General features: G+C 67.3%; 13 protein-coding genes and 1 pseudogene. 3 read left to right on the plus strand and 11 right to left on the minus strand.

The features are described from left to right. The first annotated feature begins 5 nt into the window (after positions 1-5). On the plus strand, positions 6-2,930 hold the full coding sequence (locus VEW47_17960; GenBank protein HYS07067.1) for a VCBS repeat-containing protein: 2,925 nt from the start codon (positions 6-8) through the stop codon (positions 2,928-2,930). 10 nt (positions 2,931-2,940) lie between these two features. On the opposite strand, the gene VEW47_17965 is transcribed toward VEW47_17960, so the two are convergent. The 5 genes and pseudogenes from VEW47_17965 to VEW47_17985 all read right to left on the minus strand — a co-directional run bounded on the left by VEW47_17965 (position 2,941) and on the right by VEW47_17985 (position 9,090). Continuing rightward, entirely contained in the window at positions 2,941-4,683 is a 1,743-nt protein-coding gene (locus tag VEW47_17965; protein HYS07068.1) for a mucoidy inhibitor MuiA family protein, read from the minus strand. A 22-nt stretch (positions 4,684-4,705) separates the two neighbouring features. Then, positions 4,706-5,824, minus strand: a complete 1,119-nt coding sequence (locus VEW47_17970) for a HEAT repeat domain-containing protein (protein HYS07069.1) — start codon at positions 5,822-5,824, stop codon at positions 4,706-4,708. Between the two features lie 82 nt (positions 5,825-5,906). Next, positions 5,907-6,518 (minus strand): annotated as a pseudogene (locus VEW47_17975) (HEAT repeat domain-containing protein). A gap of 196 nt (positions 6,519-6,714) precedes the next feature. Beyond that, positions 6,715-8,280, minus strand: a complete 1,566-nt coding sequence (locus tag VEW47_17980; protein ID HYS07070.1) for an amino acid permease — start codon at positions 8,278-8,280, stop codon at positions 6,715-6,717. A gap of 111 nt (positions 8,281-8,391) precedes the next feature. Beyond that, positions 8,392-9,090: a haloacid dehalogenase type II gene (locus VEW47_17985; GenBank protein HYS07071.1), complete on the minus strand. Its 699-nt coding sequence runs from the start codon at positions 9,088-9,090 to the stop codon at positions 8,392-8,394. 164 nt (positions 9,091-9,254) lie between these two features. Between VEW47_17985 and VEW47_17990 the strand changes: the two genes are divergently transcribed. After that, entirely contained in the window at positions 9,255-10,940 is a 1,686-nt protein-coding gene (locus VEW47_17990) for a trypsin-like peptidase domain-containing protein (protein HYS07072.1), read from the plus strand. A gap of 106 nt (positions 10,941-11,046) precedes the next feature. Here the strand turns inward: VEW47_17990 and VEW47_17995 are convergent, their stop codons facing one another. After that, positions 11,047-11,334, minus strand: coding sequence for a DUF1330 domain-containing protein (locus VEW47_17995; GenBank protein ID HYS07073.1), 288 nt, complete (start codon positions 11,332-11,334; stop codon positions 11,047-11,049). 3 nt (positions 11,335-11,337) lie between these two features. Further along, positions 11,338-12,198, minus strand: a complete 861-nt coding sequence (locus VEW47_18000; GenBank protein HYS07074.1) for an SAM-dependent methyltransferase — start codon at positions 12,196-12,198, stop codon at positions 11,338-11,340. A 143-nt stretch (positions 12,199-12,341) separates the two neighbouring features. Between VEW47_18000 and VEW47_18005 the strand changes: the two genes are divergently transcribed. Then, positions 12,342-13,310 carry a hypothetical protein gene (locus tag VEW47_18005; protein ID HYS07075.1) on the plus strand — a complete coding sequence of 323 codons (969 nt, stop codon included), beginning with the start codon at positions 12,342-12,344 and terminating at the stop codon, positions 13,308-13,310. A 28-nt stretch (positions 13,311-13,338) separates the two neighbouring features. On the opposite strand, the gene VEW47_18010 is transcribed toward VEW47_18005, so the two are convergent. The 4 genes from VEW47_18010 to VEW47_18025 all read right to left on the minus strand — a co-directional run bounded on the left by VEW47_18010 (position 13,339) and on the right by VEW47_18025 (position 19,903). Then, on the minus strand, positions 13,339-13,950 hold the full coding sequence (locus VEW47_18010) for a hypothetical protein (protein ID HYS07076.1): 612 nt from the start codon (positions 13,948-13,950) through the stop codon (positions 13,339-13,341). Beyond that, positions 13,947-14,561 (minus strand): YdeI/OmpD-associated family protein, encoded by a 615-nt coding sequence (locus tag VEW47_18015; protein ID HYS07077.1) that lies wholly within the window; start codon positions 14,559-14,561, stop codon positions 13,947-13,949. The genes VEW47_18010 and VEW47_18015 overlap by 4 nt, the downstream gene beginning before the upstream one ends. Before the next feature lie 17 nt (positions 14,562-14,578). Next, the gene (locus tag VEW47_18020) at positions 14,579-16,381 is read right to left on the minus strand and encodes a serine hydrolase (protein ID HYS07078.1); all 1,803 of its coding nucleotides are present in this window, start codon (positions 16,379-16,381) and stop codon (positions 14,579-14,581) included. Positions 16,382-16,444: 63 nt separating this feature from the next. Then, positions 16,445-19,903, minus strand: a complete 3,459-nt coding sequence (locus VEW47_18025) for a hypothetical protein (GenBank protein ID HYS07079.1) — start codon at positions 19,901-19,903, stop codon at positions 16,445-16,447. Positions 19,904-19,976: the final 73 nt, after the last annotated feature.

The following is a 19,976-nucleotide window of genomic DNA, read 5'->3' on the forward strand; positions in this document are numbered from 1 at the left end:
CGACGATGAGGACGACCTTCCTCCTGCCCGTCGTGGTCGCGGCGGCGCTGCTCTCCCTTCCCGGCCACGCCGAGCCGCTCTTTCCGAACACGCTCTCCGTCGTGGGGATCCGCGGCACGGACGTCGTCGCCGCCGATTTCAACGCCGACGGCCGGCTGGACTATGCCGTCACCCAGGAGAACACCCTGGCGATCGCGGTGGTGCTGGGCAGCGGCCGCGGCACGTTCTCGCGGCAGGTCCAGTACGAGGCCTACCCCCTCGACTCGATCGCGGTAGGGGACCTGAACGAGGACGGCCATCCCGACATCGTGAGCGCCGGACCGTCCAGGCTGATCGTGCTCCCCGGCCGCGGAGACGGCTCCTTCGAGGAGGACCTGGATTTCTTCGCCGGCATTCCGGTGATGGATGTCGCCGTGGCGGACCTCAACGGCGACGGCCACCTCGACGTGGCCGGCGCCGCTCAGGGCGGAACCTTCTGTCCGACCTGTCCGGACGTTCCGGGGGATGTCGAGATCTTCCTGGGGCGCGGCGACGGAACGCTCGGCCCCCGGACCATCATCAAGGAGGGCGATCATCCCGACGCCGTCGCCGTTGCCGACCTGAACGGCGACGGCCGGGCCGATCTGATCGCCGGCAACTCGTCCTCGAACGACGTGTCGATCTTCCTCGGCGACGGCCACGGGGCCTTCGCACCGGAGATCCGGATTGCGACCGGCCCGTCGCCGGCAGCCCTCGCGGTGCGCGACCTGGACGGCGACGCCCGGCCCGACCTGGCGGTCGCCGATCGCGGCGCCGGACCGGACTTCGCCGGTGATGTCACGCTGCTTCGCGGCCTGGGGGACGGGACCTTTGCCCCGATGGGGCGGATCGGAGTGGAGGGGGCCGTCCTGGACATGACTCTCGGAGACTTCGACGCCGACGCCATCCCGGATCTGGCCCTCGTGGTCGGGGGCACGGACATCGCGCTGCTCAACGGGCACGGAGACGGCACGTTCGGGCCGGAGAGGAGGTTCGTCGCCACGGGCGGCACCATCCGGATCGCGGCGGCCGATTTCAACGGGAACGGGCGGGACGACGTCGTCATGACCGGCACCCCCCGGCAGGACGTGTTCGGACCGGACATGGGACTCCTCCTCGACCCCGAGGGTGCGACGTTCGGAGCGCGCTCCCGGTTCACCGCCGGTCGCGTCCGCTCCGCCGTCTCCGGGGATTTCGACGGTGACGGCCGCGCCGACCTGGCGGTGGCGAACGGCGGCGTGTTCACCTGCCAGCCGATCTGCGGCAACACTCCCGGAGACGTGTCGATCCTCCTGGGCGCGGGGGACGGGACGCTCGCCGCCGGTTCCGCGGGCTCCGTGGGGACCGATCCGTCGTCCCTGGTGCGGGCCGATCTCGACAACGATGGCAGCACCGACCTGGCGATGGCCAACGAAGGCTCGGACGACCTGTCGATCCTCTTCGGGAGAGGGGACGGCACGTTCGCGGAGACACGCCTGCCCGCCGGGGCCGTGCCGGTGTCCCTGGCCGCGGTCGATCTCAACGGCGACGGTGCAATCGATCTGGCCGTGGCCGACCGGGGCCGGCCCGGCGCGGCACCGGGAGGAGTCTCCCTCCTGTTCGGCGGCGGGAACGGCTCGTTCACGGCGGCGGCGCCGCTCTTCGCGGGCGCGGCGCCGTCCGCGGTCGCCGCTGGCGATTTCGACGGAGACGGGCGGCCGGATCTGGCGGTGGGGGAGAGCCAGGATCAGGAGTTCTGGGTCTTTCTCGGCAACGGCGACGGTACTTTCCGGCCGCCGGTCCGTTCGCCCGGTTTCCCGCCTTCGGCCAGCGTCGCCGTGGGGGACTTCAACACCGACCCGAAGGAGGATCTGGCGGTGTTCACGCCATTCGACGACATCTTCATCTTCTACAGCCGCGCGAACGGCGCCCTGTCTGCCCCGACGATCCTGCACTGGTACGACGGGACGTTCGTATCCCCTCCTCCCGGCGGAACGGCGGCGACGGCGCCGGTGCTCGCGGCGCCCTCGCCCGTGGGTCTTTCGGGAATCGTCGCCGACCTGAACGGGGACGGCCGGGACGACGTCGCGTCGGTGCTGCCCGACAAGGGCCGGCTTCAGGTGTTCCTGAACCGGGGCGGCGGCTCGTTCCTGTTCCGCGGCCCCTTCCTGACCGGGGACACTCCCACGGCGCTCGCCTCGGCCGACTTCAACGGGGATGGGCTCGGCGATCTCGCCGCGGCGCTCGCCTCGGGGAGCGGCTCCGTCCTGCTCAACAGCGGCTCGACGGACGCCGACGGGGACGGCGTCACCGATCTGGGCGACAGCTGCCCGGACCTGGCGAACACCGATCAGCACGATACCGACCACGACGGCCTGGGGGACGCCTGCGACGACTGCCCGACCGTGGCCGATCCGCTCCAGGCCGACCTCGACCACGACGGACTGGGGGATGCCTGCGACAACTGCCACATCCTTGTGAACCAGGATCAGGACGATTTCGACGGCGACGGGGTGGGGGACGTGTGCGACAACTGCATCGGCAAGACGAACCCGGGCCAGGAGGACTGCGACCACGACGGCATCGGCGACGCCTGCGACCCGTTCTCGTTCTGCAACGGCTTCCCCGGCGAGGAGAAGGTGATCGATATCTTCATCAGCACCTCGAGCGATCTCGGCAAGGGGTCCGGGACCGTCACCTGGGGCACGTCGATCGAGACCGACCTCGTCGGCTTCAACGTGATCCTCTACGACACGCAGGGGAACAGGATCCAGCTGAACACGGTGAGGATCCCGTGCGAGCAGTGCATCACGGGTGGGACCGCCACGTACGCCTTCCCCGTTCCGAAGCACAAGAGCGGGCGGAACGTGTTCATCGAAATGCTCCGGAGGGGCTTCCCGACCCAGGTCTTCGGTCCGGCGGTGAAGCGCTGAGCACGTTCCTCTACTCCAGGCCCGCGACGACCACGCCGCGGGGCGCTCGCACCCGGTAGACGAGGTCAATCTCCCTTTTGGCACCCTTCGGGACCGGGACCTTCCAGGTCAGGATGCCAGGCTCGTTCGGGTCGCTCGCGGCGCCGACGGTCGTCGTCTCGTCGTCCAGGGCGATCTCGATCCGCTCGTCGTCCGACACGGGGATGCGGTCCTTCACCTCGATGACGCCGTCGCGGCCGAGATGGTTCTCGAGGGTGGTGACGAAACGATAGGCGACTTCATCGTCCTTGCCATGCCGCTCCACTCTCTTCTGGATCTGCTTCCTCTCAGCCTTCAGGCGATCGTCGGTACCGAACGACAGGGCGAACTCCTCGCCCGCCGCGCGCCCCACCGTGACCGAGCTGCCGACGAGGTCGCTCCCCACGAAGTGCTGCACCTTGCCCTGGAGGATCGGCACGTCTCCCGGCAGCTTGACCGTCGCGACCAGGAAGACTCCCGGGACGATTTGCGGCACGGCTCGGTGCTCGATTTTCGCCTGCATCTCGCGTGTCGCGATCAGGTGCTTGTGCGGCTGCCCGTCGCTCGGGATGTCCAGCGGGCCGGGCAGGATGAATGTGACCGCCGCCTCGTGGCGGTCGGCGCTGGCGAGGGCGAACTGGATTGGAAGGGTTTTCGCCTCGTCCGCCAGGGTGGCCACATCGGTGTCGCGCGCACCGTGGATGACAGGATTGCCGTCCGTATCGACATCGGCGACGCCGGGCGCCAGCCTCAGGACGTCCTGATGGTTCCTTCCAAGGATCGGCAAACTGTCGATGTACTCGCTGTTGAATGAAGTCAGGGTCGAAACGACCCGCTGCGGCAGGGTAAGGTTGAGCGACGCCAGCGCGGGCAGGTCGATTCCGGCGGACGGTTGCGTCGTGGCCAGGGTGACGGCGACTTCCTTCCAGTCTTCACCCGTGGTCTGGAAGACCTGCGCCTGCCAGGAAATTTTCACCTCTTCTGTGGCCGGGTCGAGGCGTGCGTCGTAGAGCGGCTGCCACGTGGCGCCCGTGGCGAGGTAGGAGGCTCGCAAAGCCAGGTCACCTCCCCGGGGTGCCGAGACCATGACGGCGGCGGTCCAGCGCTGGATTCCCCCCTGGGAGACCATCTGTGACTGCTTGCCCCGCGCCACCTCGAGCCTCTGACCCAGGTCTCGCTGCTTCGTATCCAGGGAACGCTCCTCCAGCGACAACGCGTCGAGCCGTGATGAGAAGAAGTCGAACGCCTTCTGCCACGATTCGACGGCGAAGCCTCTTGTCAGGACGTCCTTGGACGATCCTTGACCGCCCGACGCCTTGAGACCACCCAGGAACTCGCGCAGCGCGGCGATCGATTGCCGGCGGTCGTTGACCAGGGACATCTGGTGGTTGAGATCGTCCAGCTCACGCTCGACCTGCCGGTACTCAGGCGTCAGGCTCGGCTGGCGGAACTCCCTCTGCACCTCGACTCCGCCGATCTCGATTCCCGCGGAACCGGTGCCGTTGACGCGCACTGAGTCGGGATCGGCGACCGAGGGGAGGCCGCTCAGGATGATCCTGTGGCTGCCCGGCGGCAGGGTCAGGCGGGTCTCGCGCGTGACCAGGGCGGCCTGGCGGTACACGGTCACCTCGACGACGCGCGATTCGGGGGTGAACTCGGCGGCTAACGTGGCGCCGGTGAACGGCGCGGCGGCGGACAGCAGCAGAAGCAGGACGACCGGTCTCATCACAAGCATGGGCACCTTCCCTTTCGACAGCTCACTTGTCGGTCAGTTCCTCGATATCGAGATCGATGACTTCGTCGGTCTCCCCGCCCTGGACCCGCGGCGCCCGGCGGAACCGATCGAGCACCGGATGTCCCCTGTACAGGGGCGCCAGGTCGGCGACGATCTCGTAGATCTCCCCGTCCAGGATCGTCTCGTTCAGGCCGCAGCTCCGCGCCAGAAGCAGGACCCTGTCGAAGTCGGCCGGGTCGATCGTGATGGCGACACCGATCACCTCGTCCCCCGGCTCGATCACCTCCAGGAGCCCGGCGTCCATCAGCCCCTGCGCCACGTCCGACTCCACGTCGTTCACCGGCAGGTCGAATTCGCGTCGAATGACCATGATCCTCTCCTTCTTTGCATCTTGAGATGCGGGTGCTCGTCCCGGAGAGTCAATGAAGCGCAGGGGGACCCAGCAGTCGTTCTCGTCGATCCTGGCCCACGATTCGTTGTCCCGCTCGAAGTGGTCCTTGACCTCCGTCTCCGTTCCCGCGGGCAGCCGGCTGAACTTCGCGGGATCACCGGCGACATCCGGGAATTCCCAGCAGCGCAGCGTGAGCATGCCGGGCGGCGGAGCAAGGAGGCTCTTCTCCGGCTCATCCTCCACGAGGATGACGTCGGTGTCCCGCCCGCGGCCGCTGCCGGCCGCCGGCTCCGAGTCGGCCGGTGACTCCTCGCGGGGCCGGCCCAGGTACATCTCCAGCCAGCCGAGCTCACGGGAGCGACTGTCATCGGGACCGAATTCAAGACCGGCCAGCTCGGCCAGGACGGCGGGGTCGTCCAGGTCACGGAGGGTGGCCACGGCAGCCGACTGCGTCGGAGCGTTCTCCTGGGTCGGGGGCTCCCGCAGGATCTGCAGCGCGACGCGGATGCGAAGCGAAGGATCGACTCCTTTCGAATCGCCGAGGGATTCGAGGGCGGTGGCGCGAACGTAGGAATCACCGCGGGAGGTGGCCAGCTCATAGATCCGTGCCGCGGCCGCCGGATCGTCGAAGTGCCCCAGAATCCCGGCGGCGTGCCGCTGGAAATCGGCGTGGGGCGAACGGCTCGCCTCGAGGGCGGCATCGAGTGCGTCGCGGGAATCGGGCCAGCGCGCCAGAGCGTCGAGGGCCATGAGGCCGGCATTCGAGCGGGAGGCGCGGGCGGATCAGGAATGGGACGACCTCGGGGTCGCCGATGAGGGTGAGGGCCCGGATGGCTGAGGTGGCGAGAGACGCATCCTTCCCCCGGGCTAGATCGAGGAACGCCTCCGTGTCATCCCGGGAACCGTGCCGCACCAGCGCGATCATCAGATTCGCCCTGACCCAGGGGCGATCTTCGTGCCGCCAGGCGTATTCCATCTCCGGCAGCGCCTCGAGATCGGTGTGCTCGCTGAACCAGTGAATGGCGGAGGATCGAAGATTGGGCGACCGGCTCTTCAGAGCATCAAGGAATAGAGGGGCGAGGATCTCGTCGTCATGATCCGCCAGCTCGTTCAGCAGACGATAGGTGATGAAGTCGTCGGTCTCTGTCCGGATGAGCGACCGCAACGACTCGAGGGTCCGCCGAGCGTCCCGGTCCGAATTGCCGGCATCCGTGGCGAAGAGCGGCTCGAGGTCGAAGTAGGCGCTCTCCGCGACCGCCCGCTTTTCGGCCGGGGTGCCGGTCCACAGGATTCGAAGGGCCTCGTCGACCGGGACCCAGGAATCCATGCGGTCGGCAGGCGTCGAATCCCCGAGGCAGAGGGACGCGAGGACGGCAGGGAGGAGCAGGACGACGATCGTCGCGATTCCGGAGACTTGTCTGTGGGAGGAAGGGTGGACGCGCATCGAAGACCTCACGGATCCGGCGAAGTACACGCTCTTCAAGAATCGTACGCCTCGATGCCGCGACCTTCAGGGAAATGCGAAGCGGGGCGCGGGGGAAGTGCGGCGCCCCATGCGGGCGGGAATCCGCAGGCGCGGACTCGAGCGGAGGCGGTCGACTCGGCTGGCGGCTACCGGTCCGGAATGGGATTGTCCGGCGTCAGCGCCGGGGGACGCGGTCCTCGGGGTCGGTCGCTAGCGAGCCGGCGGGGGAGACTCCGTGGTGGCCGATCTCGGCGGTGAGGGAGGCGGCGAGGACACTGTGCTGGCGGCCGTAGGAGAAGTAGATCACGAAGCCGATGATGAGCCAGCCGATGAGGCGCAACCAGTTTTCCGACGGCAGGGAGAACATCAGGAGCGAACAGAGGGCGATGCCGAGGATCGGCGTCCAGGGCACGAACGGGGCGCGGAACGGTCTCGGAGCGTCGGGATTGGTGCGGCGCATGATCAGGACCGCGGCGCACACCATGACGAACGCCAGGAGGGTTCCGATGTTCACCAGCTCGGCCAGGATCTTGAGAGGCACGAATGCCGCTACGGTGGCGACGAATATGCCGGTCAGGATGGTCGACTTCCAGGGTGTGCGGAAGCGGTCATGGACAGCGCCGAAGAAGCTCGTCGGCAGCAATCCGTCGCGCGCCATGGCCAGGAACACGCGCGGCTGGCTGAGCATCATGACCAGGAGGACCGAGGTGATGCCAGTGACGGCCCCGACGGAGATCAAAAACCGTGCCCAGGGAACGCCCGCCTGCCGGAAGGCGTCCGACACCGGGGCATCGATGTTGATCTGGTTGTACGGCACCATGCCGGTGATCACGGCCGCCACGGCGATGTACAGGATGGTGCACAGGACCAGGGACGTAATGATGCCGATCGGCACGTCGCGCTTCGGGTTCTTGGCCTCCTCGGCGTGCGTCGAGACCGAATCAAACCCGATGTAGGCGAAGAAGATCACCGCGGCCCCCGCCAGCATTCCAAGCGGCTCGCCCCCTGTGCCCGTCTGACCGAAGATCGTCTTGCCGAAGAACGCGATCCCGGTCAAACCGTAGGGAGCGAACGGATGCCAGTTCGCCGGGTTGACGTAGAACGCCCCGACCACGATGACGAATAAGACGATGGCGAGCTTGACCATGACCATGAAGGCATTGAAGCCGGCGCTCTCCCTGATGCCGATGACCAGGATGATAGTGATGATCCCGGCGATCACGATGGCCGGCAGGTCGAACCAGGCCCCTGTCGTCACATAGTGGCCGGTCGAGGAATCCTTGTCGAAGGGGGCGTTACTCAAAACGTACGGCAGATGGATGCCGAGCTGGTCAATGAGTGCCTGGAAGTAATGCGACCAGCCGTGCGCCACGGTCGCGGACGCGACCGCGTACTCGAGAATCAGGTCCCACCCGATGATCCAGGCGAACAGCTCCCCCATCGTGGCGTAGGCGTAGGTGTAGGCGGAGCCGGCCACCGGCACCATCGATGCGAACTCGGCATAGCACAGGGCGGCGAAGATGCAGGCGATGCCCGACATCACGAACGACAGCATCAGGGCAGGCCCGGTCTTGTCGTGGGCCGCCACGCCGGTCAGGACGAAGATGCCGGTGCCGATGATGGCGCCGACGCCGAGGCTCGTCAGCGCGACCGGGCCGAGGACGCGGCGCAGCCGGTGCTCACCGGCCATCTCCTTCATGAGCGTTTCGTAGGACTTGGTCGCGAGCAGTCGGTTGGCCATCTGGCCCCCTCGTGGTGGTGGACGCGCCCTGGGGCGGATGCCCCGGCCGTGGCGCTGGAAGCCTACCATCAGTCCGTTCCCGCGCGGAGAGGAAAATCCGGTCCCGGCCGGCTAAGCGAGCCCCGCCATGCGCGCCAGACTCCGAAGATCCGGGACCTCGGCATCGGGCCGGGCGGTGGCGGGAGGGGTGGCGCCCCTGCCCGGTCTGCCGTGGCGGCGGTTGACCCACACGGTCGCGAAACCGAGGCTCTTCGCTGGCGCGATGTCGTGGAACAGGCTCTGCGCCACGTGCAGGACCCGTTCCGCGGGTGCGCCGAACCGGGCCAGCGCCCGGCGGAAGTTTTCCGCGGACGGCTTGTACGAGCCGACCTGTCCGGCTGTGACGACCCAGTCGAACTCGATGCCGAGCGATCGCGTCGTGCCGGCGAACAGGTCGTCGTCGATGTTGGAAATGACCGCGAGACGGTACCTGGTCTGCAGCGCGCGAAGCGCGTCCCTCGTGTCCGCGAACGGCGGCCACTCCGGAAGCGACGCGCCCAGAATGCCGCGCTCCGCATCGTCCGGAGTGAAGCCGAACCGCAGCCCCAGCCCTTCGACCACGTCCCGCAGGACGACGGCGTAGGGACGATAGGGCCCCGCCTCCGCGTCGGTTTCCAGGACGGCGAAGGCCTCGAGCAGGGTGTCGTCCGGCACGCGGTGTCCGTGGCGCGCCAGGACCGCGCCGAGCGCCGAGAGGATGCCGGTCTCCCAGTCGATGAGAGTCCCGTAGCAGTCGAAGGATAGAATCTCGAAGGATTCGAAATCGAGCACCGGGATCGCGCTCCCGGGACGAAGGTATCACGCCTGCGGCAGATTTCCGTTGACTGGTCCCGGGTTCTGACGTAATTTCCGGGAGCCTTCGAACACGCCGAGGATCACCATGATGTGCGCGCGTCGTCATCCGCATCCAACCCCCATTCTCACAGGAGGTGTCGATGGTCCGCCGCATGAGTCCTTGTTGGATTCTCGTCCTGGTCGCTCTTCTGACCGCAGCCACGGCCGCCTCGGCCGCCCCTCCCGGTTCAACGACATCCTCGAACAGGAGTGTCGCCGCTGAAACGTTCGTCGGCGGGATGACTGCCGATGAGGAGGCCGCCGGCATGGCGGTCCTGCACGGCTGGCTCGTGCAGGAGATGCCGGCAGGCGTCCTGGAGAACGCGATCCGCGTCAGTCTCAACGCCCAGGAGAAAGGCGAGCTGCAGAAACGCCAGCAGGAAAAGGGCGGGCCGGCCGTCGTCGGCAGGACCAAGCTCATTTCCCAGGTCGTCCGGTTCAGCGCCGTGGACGCGGCCCTCCTTTCCGCGACGCCGCGGCTGGTCGGGCACGGAGTGCTGCGCGCCACAACGGACGGCGGGTTCGTCTGGGCGGCGGCCGTGGAATCCGAAGGGGCCGCGGCGCTGCGCGTGCACCTGGGCGGCCTGAATCTTCCCGACGACGCAGACCTGTTTTTCTTCAACGAGCAGGGCCAGGCGTTCGGTCCCTACTCCGGGAAGGGCCCGAACCGTGACGGCGAGTTCTGGACCGACACGGTCATCGGATCCCGGGGCGTGGTCCTGCTGCGGCACTACGGACCGGACGGCGCCGCCGACCTGAAGAGGGTCTCGTTCGTCATCGCCGACGCCGGTCACATCGGGCAGGCGTTCATCGAAAGTCTGGGCAGGAGCATCTCCCCCGAGTCGTTCTGCAGCTTCAACGTGCCGTGCATCGAGAACGCCTCCTGCCACAACGGCACGCCGGCCGACCCGGTGAAGAACGCCGTGGCGCTCGAGCAGTGGGTGTCGGGGGCGTTCATCTACACCTGCACCGGAAGCCTCTTGAACGACACGGTGACGACCAGCCAGATCCCGTATCTCCTGACGGCGAACCACTGCATCAACCGCGCCCAGGACGCCGGCAATCTGCAGGCCTATTTCCAGTTCACCCTTCCCTGCGGGATGACCAACTGCCCCGCACAGACCAACCCGGGTGGACAGCAGCGTCTGGGCGCCACCATCAAGGCGACCGGGACCGGGGGGGATTTCACCCTGATGCAGCTGAACCAGGTCCCGCCAGGCGGCTCCACCTTCCTGGGATGGAACAACACGGCGATCGCGAACACCAACAACGCGCTGCTCTATCGCATCAGCCATCCAGCCTGGGCGCCGCAGGCCTACTCCGCGGGGCACGTCGATACCTCGGCGCCTACCTGCACCGGCTGGCCGCGCGGCGAGCGGATCTACAGCCGCACCACGGCCGGGGGCACGGAAGGGGGCAGCAGCGGCTCACCGGTCGTCAACGCGGGGAGCGAAGTCGTCGGCCAGCTCTCGGGGGCGTGCGGTACGAACGTCAACGACGACTGCGACCAGGCGAACAACGCCACAGTGGACGGCGCCTTCGCCTTCTACTGGCCGTCGGTCCAGCCGTTCCTCGCCCCGGGCGGCACCTGCACGCCCACCCCGGAGGTTTGCAATGACGGTCTCGACAACGATTGCGATGGGCTGACCGACTGCGCCGATCCGAACTGCTCGACCGATCCGGCCTGCCAGAGCACGTGCGGAGCCAAGGGGACGTCCTGCACGTCGGCCTCCCAGTGCTGCTCCAACAAGTGCAGCGGGCCGGTGGGTCGAAAGACCTGCAAGTAAGTCGGGGGTTCCGGCGGCCGCTCGCTGGCGCGCCGGAAAGTTCGGGGCGGGAGCGCTCGTCTCCCGCCCTCTTTTTGTGCGCGCCCGACCCCGGAGGCTCCGGAGGTCAGATCCCCTGGACCACGATCAGGCTCGAGATCGAGGCGCTCTGGCGCAGCGTCTTGGGAGCGCGGTACTCGTCCGATGCCCACCATTCCTTGGCGCGCTCGAAGGTCGGGAACTCGAGCACGACGATGCGTCTGGGGCTCCAGGAGCCCTCCAGCGTCTCGGCCCGGCCGCCGCGCACGACGAACCGCCCGCCGTACCTGGCGATCGTCTCGGGCACGACCTTGATGTACTCGGCGTAGCGCACGGGGTCGGTGATCTCGACGTCGGCGATGATGTAGGCGGCCACGGTTCAGGCTCCCGTCTTCGCCAAAAGGCAGACGCCCGACCACGGGCGCGATCCTTGATGGCCATTAGACTCCGGAAGAAGCGCCAGGAGGCGCATCACGAACGACAGCCGTCCACGGCTCCGGGCCTCCTGCAGGAGAGATCGCACATCGGCCGGCCGCCAGCCATGAGGGGCGAAGAACTCCGGACCCTCGGCCGGACCGAACCGGAACGGGGCGCTGGCCCGGTCGAGCCGCGAGCCCATCCTCTTCTGCATCATGCGCAGGAGCCCCGGCGAAACGAGCTCGAGGACCCAGCGCTGGAAGGCGGGAGGGACCGCGAGGTCCCGGGCCAGGGCGCCGACGTCGTCAGCCGGAAGGTAGACGAGCAGCCCCTCGGTGATGACGAGCGCCCTTCGTGCTCCGCGGCCCAGCCGCCCGAACAGGGCGCGCCGGGCCTCGACGTTCGCCAGATCCAGGCGGATCCGCTCCAGGGCGCAGACCGGCCTCTCGCCCCGGAGGAGCTCTTCCTTGTAGTCCAGGATGTCCTGGAGATCGACCTCGACCCATTTCAGCGATGCGGGCAGGGGCATCCGGTAGGGGCGCGCGTCGAGCCCGGCGGCGAGATTCACGACCATGTCGACCCCCTGCCCGACCTGGTCGGTGATGATCTGGTCGAACAGGAACGTGCGCGTCACCCAGGCCCACTCGTTGCGATCCCGGGCCGGCATCGAGGCGAATATCTGTTCGCCGCGCTCGCCCGCCAGGCGCCGCGCGAACGGATCGCGGAACAGGGCGTCGGGACGCGCGGTCTCGCGGGCCCGGTACACGGCGGCCCAGTTCGCGGTGTCGGAGATGTTCCGGATGACCGGCTCGGCCTGTTCCATCGGTTCGCCTCGACACCCGGCGCCGGGCTTCCACTGTGACTTATGGCACCGAGGAGGATCCAGTATAACCGGCAGACTGTGCTTTACCCGGAGACAAACTGGCGGTATAAAGAAGGGGAACCCGAATCCCACAGGAGGGCGCGATGAGACCTCGACCGCTGATTTCATGGGCTGCGGCAGCCACAGCCGTTCTGCTCTTCAGCAGCGCCCCCGCCGTGGGCGGGGTCCATCTGTGGCGGATCTCTGAAATCTTCAGCAACGCCGACGGCACCATCCAGTTCATCGAGATGACCACGTGCTGCGGCTCGGCCGGGGGGGAGATCTTCGTGGGCGGTCAGGCCCTGTCGAGCAACAGCCATGTCTTCAACTTTCCGGGCAACCTCACCATGGCGACCGTCAACAAGCATCTCCTCCTGGCCACGAGCGGCTATGCCGCCCTGCCGGGGGCGCCGGCGCCCGACTACATCCTTCCGAACAATTTCTTCTCGACGACGTCCGACACCATTTCCTTCGCCGTGTACGACACGCTCATCTTCCCGTCAGGCGCTCTGCCCACCGACGGCGCCATGTCTCTCAACAAGAACCCCGAAGACGCCACCGATACGACCTTCCGCGGCGTCAATTCCCCCACGAACCTTCACGAGCAGACCGGCACGGTCAGCGCCGTCAGCGGCCCGCCGGCCGTCCCGGACGGCACCGGTGGATTGAGACCGGTGACGGTGGCCTCCCTCACCCCGGACGGATCGAGTCTTCAAGTCTCGTTCGACGCCGCGGCCTGCGCCAACGGCGCCGACCATCACATCCTGTTCGGCCAGCGCAGCGGGTTCCCCGCCGCCCCCGCGGGGAGCTTCACACTCCTCGGGAGCGTCTGCAACATCGGGAACGTCGCCCCCTACACCTGGTCCGGAGTCCCGGTGTCGACGGACGGGTCGAACCTGATCTGGTTCCTGGTGGTGACCACGGATACGACGCGGATCGAAGGCTCGTGGGGCGTGTCGAGGAACGCGCAGGGAATCGAAGCGGAGCGCATGGGCCCCGGGACGAACGGCGCCTCGGGGACCTGCGCCCCCGACAAGAGCGTCGCCAACGCCTGCGGTCACACGCCCCTCTAGAACAAGAGTCTCAGAGTCCCGACGGCGATCAGGGCGGGGTGCCGGAGACCGGCCGGCCGCCGTCATACTTCACGCGATGGACCGCGCAGTAGCCGTCCGTGATGATGGCGCCGGCGCAGGTCTCGCACTTCCGCGACATGTCGACGGCGGCCAGGAGGATGGTGTAGGCCTTCGCGAGCTCGTCGAATTCCCGCCGGTCGTCGAGAGCGAACGAACCGGCGATCCCGACGTGGTCCTTGTCGCACCAGCCGATACCGCGCGTGTGCTTCCGGCAGGTCCGACAGGTGAGAGTCGCCGGGTCGATGGGCCGCGCCCGGGCGAGGTGGTAGGTCAGGGGGGACAGGAAGGCCTCGCCATGCACGAACCCCATCTTGTGGATGGGACAGTAGCCGTCCTCCTGCAGGGCCTTCCGGCAGGTCTCGCACTTCACCTCCGCGGGAATGATGTCGTGCCCGTGGGCGTCCAGCACCTCGTAGAGAAACCGCGACCGGACTTCGAGCCCCGCCATGTAGCCGGTGTTCGCGGACTCGCACCAGCCGTTGATCCGCTTCGCCTCCTCGCACGAAGAGGCGACGTGCGCGCCGGCCGCCGCCGGGAGGGCGAGAGCGAGGACACAGACGACTTGCGCGATGCTTTTCATTTCCTGACGTACTTCCAGTTGCGGATCTTCCCCTCGGCCATCCATGCGACGGATGTCTCCATGCGGCGCCGGCGCGTCTCCTCCCCCTTCGCCTCCGTTACCCAGTCCACGTAGTCCTTCCTGTTGGAGTAGGTGAACCCCTCGAACGTCTCCAGGGCAGCCCGGTTCTTCCGCAGGGCGGCCATGAAAGAGCCCGGGACGCTGAGCTTCCTCCCGCCCCTGGGCTTGCTCCGCGTGGGCGACTTGATGCCGCGCTCGTTCAGCTCGACGGCGGCCCTGACCAGCCGCATCAGGACCCGGTCGCCGGGGAGCTGCGACAGGGACGTGATGCGGCCGAACTGCCCCATGGCCTTCCCTTCGCCGCGGGGCAGCCGCGCGATCCGATCCCGGAGCAGCGCCTCCTTCCAGAATCCGAAGACGCAATGCTCCTTGAACGCGGCCATGGCGCAGACGATCCCCTTGTGAGTGAAGGAAGGGGAGCCCCACTTGAGAGTCTCTTCGATCGAAGGACAGGCGGCATGCACCACCCCGCGCAGGTGCCTCAGGATCGGCCTCGCGAAAGGGGCGGATCGGCCGATGTAACCGTCGACGCGGCGATCCTTCCATCCCATGAGTGTCTTCCCGGCCCCTACTTGCGGGCGAAGGTGTATTCGCCGGAGGGGTCGATCTGCTTCAGGGCGGTCACCCGGCCGTCCGACACCACGAACTCGAACTGGAGATCGGAGAACTCCTTGACCTTGAACTTCCGGGGCCGCCACGGGATCAGGGGCATGAACGGCTGGCCCGGGAAGGTCACGCCGAACGTGCCGTTCTCCTTCAGGACGACCTCGAACACGGCCCCGGTCGCCGTCTCGTAGGTGCCCGCGTACGGGCGCAGCGTGGTCAGGGTGGACAGCTCCGCCGGCACGCGGCGGACGAACGTGACCTCCGCCTCGTCGAGCGACACCAGCGCCTTGTCGATCTCCCCCTGCGGGTTCGTCGAGAAGTTCACCGACCATTTGCCCTCCTGCTCGTCATCGGGCGTGTCGAACCGGTCGTAGTGGAAGTGCGCGAGCGGCAGCCGGATCTTGTGGAACTCGAACTGCAGGCCGGAGTCCTTCTCTGTGATCGCGAGCACCCCGTAGGCGGGATGCTCGTACTCCCCGGCGTAATCCTCGAGGGGATGGGAGGGCTTCGTCCCGGCGACGCGTCCGCCGCCGGACTGCGCCCGCGCCGCCTTGTCGGCCTCCTTCCCCTTCAGCCGGATCGCCAGCTGGCGCTCGCTCCAGGGCGTGGGGTCGAGCCCCAGGAGGCGCTCGTAGACGTTGTAGGTGACGACGTTGTAGAGCGGCGCCGCGTGATCCCCGATGACCAGGACGATCGCACCGAACCCGTCGTTCGGCATGAAAGAGACCTGCGAGTGGAAGCCGTTGATGTCGCCGCCATGGAAGGTGAGCAGGTGCCCGCGATAGGAGGCGGTGAACCGTCCCATTCCGTAGGCGGCGTTCAGGAGCTCGCCGTAGCCGCGCGCCTCCAGCTGGGTGTTCGGCAGGGCGACCGCGGGCTGCAGCGTCGCCCGGAGGACGCTCACGGGAATCACGGTCCGCCCACCGGCCTGCCCGGCGTTCATCAGGGCGATCAGCCAGCGCGACATGTCCTCGAGATTCGAGTCGATGGCGCCCGCCGGCGCGACCCCGGCGGCCTCGCGGTAGTACGGGATCGCATGGAGGTCGAACGAGTCGCGGCGCTCCGTGTACGGCACGCCGTGATCCGCCTGCTTCTCGAGGTCGTCGATCGTGAACACGGTGCCGGTCATCCCGAGCGGAGCCAGGAGACGCTCGCGGACGAAGTCCTCCCAGGATTTCCCCGAGAGAAGCTCGACGATGCGGCCGGCGGCGGCGTACATCATGTTGTTGTACAGGAACGTCTGCCGGAGCGGCTGCGACGGCTCCAGGTACCTGAGCCTGTCGAACAGCTCCTGGCGCGTGAAGTCCGACTTGTACCAGATCGAGTCATGACGGGTGATGCCGGTGCGGTGCGACAGCATGTCCCTGATCGTGACGGTGGCGTTCAGCTCGTCGTTGTAGAACCGGATGCCCGGCACGGAATCGCGGACCGGCTTGTCCCAGTCGAGCTTCCCCTCCTCGACCAGGAGCCCCGCCGCGACTGCGGTGAACAGCTTGGTGTTGGAGGCGATCGGAACGGTCGTCGCCGGCGTGAACGGCTGCTTCCTGCCGTAGTCTCTGAACCCGTACCCTTTCGCGAAGACCAGGCGGTCCTTCACGACCACGCCGACCCCGATGCCGGGGACGTTCCAGTCCTTGACGATCTTCTCCATGTACGCGTCGAGGCCCTTGAGCCTCGTGTCGGGGGCGGGGGCGGGCACAGCGGCCACGGAGGCCGGAATGACGACAGTAACCAGGACACCCAGAAGCACTTTCCAGGCAGGCATTCTGGTGGAGGAATTGGGTCGGTCGTTCAACATTGCTCCGCTTGCTCCGTCAGCGGGAGAGGATCAGGGGCACGATCGCGCGGCGCGCGGCGTTCCGTCAGAGCCGCTTCCCGCGGTTCCCTGGCCCTGCGGGCATCCATTTTGCGCCCGGACGAGGTAGAAGAACGACCGGCCGAGGCCCGGTGCCTCGGGGTCGGAGCAGGTCAGAGCCGAAAAGTCGGTCGCTACGCAGGCGGCGTCCGACACGAAATCGGAGGGGAAGGAAGAACGAATGCCGTCGTAAAGGACGAAGAAGCCACCCTTTTGCAACGGGGCCGACCACTGCAGCGTCCCCGGATCGGGGAGCTGCAGGTTCAACACTTCCGAGGGGGTTGCCCACCATGTCGAATCCGCGTCATTGCAATCGTCACCGTTCGTCACGTAGGACGGAGGCTGGTTGAAAGTCTGAAGCGGGGCGTTAGGTTCGCCGAACTGGTCGCCGTCGGCGTCGTGATAAAAGATTGGAACGGTGCCCGGGCAATAACGTCCTCCGCTGCTCAGGTATGATCCGCCCCAGACCAGCATCGTCGTTCCCGTCCAGACCGCAGAGTGCCAATATCGGGCTCCAGGCGCGTCCTCCAGGGACGTCGGAGCCCAGGAATCGCTCGGGGGGTGATAGCGCGCGCCCGTGGACAGTGGAATGAGGGACGCCGCGGGGATCGAACCGGTCCCACCCCAGACGATCATGACTTCACCCGTCCACACGGCGGTCTGAAAGGCGCGTGGCGTCGGAGCGTTCGCGGTGGAAGTCGCGGTCCAGGCATCGGTCACCGGGTCGTACCGGCCGCCGGTGTTTGTTCTGGAGCAGGTGCTCCCCGCGCAGGCGAACCCGCCCCAGATGACCATGAGACGGCCGGTCCAGATGGCGTTGTGCCAAGATCGAGGCGCCGGGGCGGAGACGGAGGACATCGGTTTCCATGTGTCGGCAGCGGGATCGTACCGGCCTCCGTTGCTGGGCGCAGTTGTTCCGCCCCAGACCATCATTTCGTTCCCCGTCCAGACCGCCGTGTGATCGGAGCGGGCCTGCGGAGCGAGGGTCGTCGATGTGGCTATCCACCTGTCAGTTGCTGGGTCATATCGTCCGCCGCTGTTCAAAGCGACGACTCCGGTCCACCCTCCCCAGACGACCATCTCGCGCCCCGTCCAGACTGCCGTGTGACCGGAACGAGCCGACGCAGCGAGGATCGTGGATATTGCGGTCCACGCGTCGCTCTGAGGATCGTACCGGCCACCGGTGGCGAGGAGGGCGTTGCCGTCGCCTCCTCCCCACACGACCATCTCCTGGCCTGTCCACACCGCGGTGTGGCCAGCGCGCGCCGAGGGTGGGTTCAGCGTGGAGGTCGCGCTCCATGTGTCGATCGCCGGATCGTACCGCGCGCCGCTGCTCAGCACGGAAAAGCCGTTCCCCCCACCCCAGATGATCATGACACTTCCCGTCCAGACGGCCGTCTGCTGCCGTCGGGCCGCGGGTGCCCCGCCTGTAGACGTGGGCGTCCAGGAATCTACGGACGGATTGTATCGGCCGCCGGTGTCGAACGGTGGAAGGGAGCTGCCGCCGCCCCGGCCACCCCACACGATCATCCTGCTTCCGTCCCAGATCGCCGTATGGCTGCTGCGGCCCGCCGGAGCATTGGCTGTGCTCGCTGCCAGCCACGTGTCCGAAGCGGGATCGTAGCGTCCGCCTGTATTGAGAGAGCCCTCTCCGCCCCAGACGATCATGTTCGCGCCGGTCCAAACCGCGGTGTGGCCGTACCGGCTGGAGGCCGCGCCCGTCGTGGAGGTGGAGGTCCACCTGTCGATAAGCGGATCATAGCGCCCCCCGGTGTTGAAACCCGTGAATGCACCTGCATCTCCACCCCAGACGATCATCTCACGTCCGGTCCAGACCGCGGAGTGAGCGTATCGTCCCGAAGGGGCGCCGGCAGTGGACATCGAAGACCACACGTCCGCGACCGGGTCGTAGCGGAACCCCGCGTTCGAAGGTGTACAACGGAACGAGCAGTCGAACCCTCCCCAGAACAGCACTGCGGTCCCCGTCCAGACCGCGGTCTCACCGTCGCGAGTCGTAGGCGCACCGGTCGAGGTCATCTGCGTCCAGGTGTTGTTCACCGGATTGTACCGGCCCCCAGCCATGGAATAGGAGCTGTTGATCGGGCCCCAGACGATCATCTGGCTGCCGGTCCAGACGGCCGCCTGTCGCAGGAGTCCCGGAGGAGCCCCCGCAAGGGAGGTTGCCGTCCAGGTGTCTATAACCGGGTCGTATCGTCCTCCGCTGTTGAAATCGGAACCGTTGTTGCCGCCCCAGATCACCATCAGGTCACCTGTCCAGACGGCGGTGTGCCCGCTCCGGCCAGCCGGTGCGCCGGACATGGACATCCGACTCCACGTGTCTGTAGCGGGGTCGTATCGACCTCCGGTCCCAAGGGCCGGGTTGCCATACCCTGAGCCACCCCAGACCAGCATGAGACTGCCCGTCCAGACCGCGGTGTGCCCGTACCGCGAGTCCGGCACGTCGTCCATGGATCCGTTGTCCCAGGCATCCCCGGGGCAATCGGGTCCCGGCGTGGCGCCGTCCAGGACTCCCGGAGTCGCCGGATCCCGGAGACGGGCGCCGGAAGTCTTCGGAAGCTCGGCATCGAGGCCTTCGCTCACCTCCGGCCACCAGGCGTTCCACGATTTCTTCTGGATCGTGAAGCTCACGAACTCCAGCTCATCCGAACTTCGGTTCAGAACCGTGCGAATGATGAAGAGGTCGCGCTCCTCTTCCACGGGTCCAATCTCGTGGTTACGCGCCGGGACGCGCGCCAGCCATCGCTCGAAAGCCTCGGGCTCGAGGGTCAATCGCGTCCCGTCCGCAGCGAGGCCCGACGCAGACGGCTGCGCCGGGCCTTCAGGGATCGATCCTGTCCGGCGATCACCGCGCACCAGATGGACGATCTCCCGATCGCTCCGATCAGCCAGCAGATCGACCCGTCCATCGATCAACTGCTCTCTGAGCGCCTCGGCCTCGCGCCGGGAGTCCGCGTGAATCGCACGATCGTACGAGAAGAAATTTCTCGACAGTCGGTCGACCAGGGCGGGCCGCGCCAGGCATTCAAGTACAAGCATGGAATCGTTGCCCAGGGCCCCATACAGCTCGCGAAGTCGTTCCGGCAATTTGGTCCGGAGTGACATGCGTTTCAGCTCGGCACGCAGCATGTCGTCCGTCACCGTGACGCCCCAGTATGTCCTGAGCGCGACGGTCTGGCGGAGGTAAGTACGGACTTTGGCCTCGAGGATCTCGCGGCTGACGACGTCTTCGAAGGGGCGGCGCGCCCCGATCTGGTGCGTGTAGTAGACTCGTTCAATCTCTCGCTGGGCGCGAACGCGGTCCTCGAAACCGAGGGAGCGCACGCGTGCGGCCATCGCTGGAAAGACGGCCCCGCAGAGCACGAGTGCACTGAGGGCGAGACGTCTGTCGTTCCGCTGGACCCGATGACACATGCGGTGGCCCCTCCGGGGGGAACTTCCGGCGGAAAGGAACCGACAACTGAGGTTCGGAACTGTCCTGAAAGTA

The organism is Candidatus Dormiibacterota bacterium (assembly GCA_035635555.1).
In the GTDB taxonomy this organism is placed as follows: domain Bacteria; phylum Acidobacteriota; class Polarisedimenticolia; order Gp22-AA2; family Gp22-AA2; genus Gp22-AA3.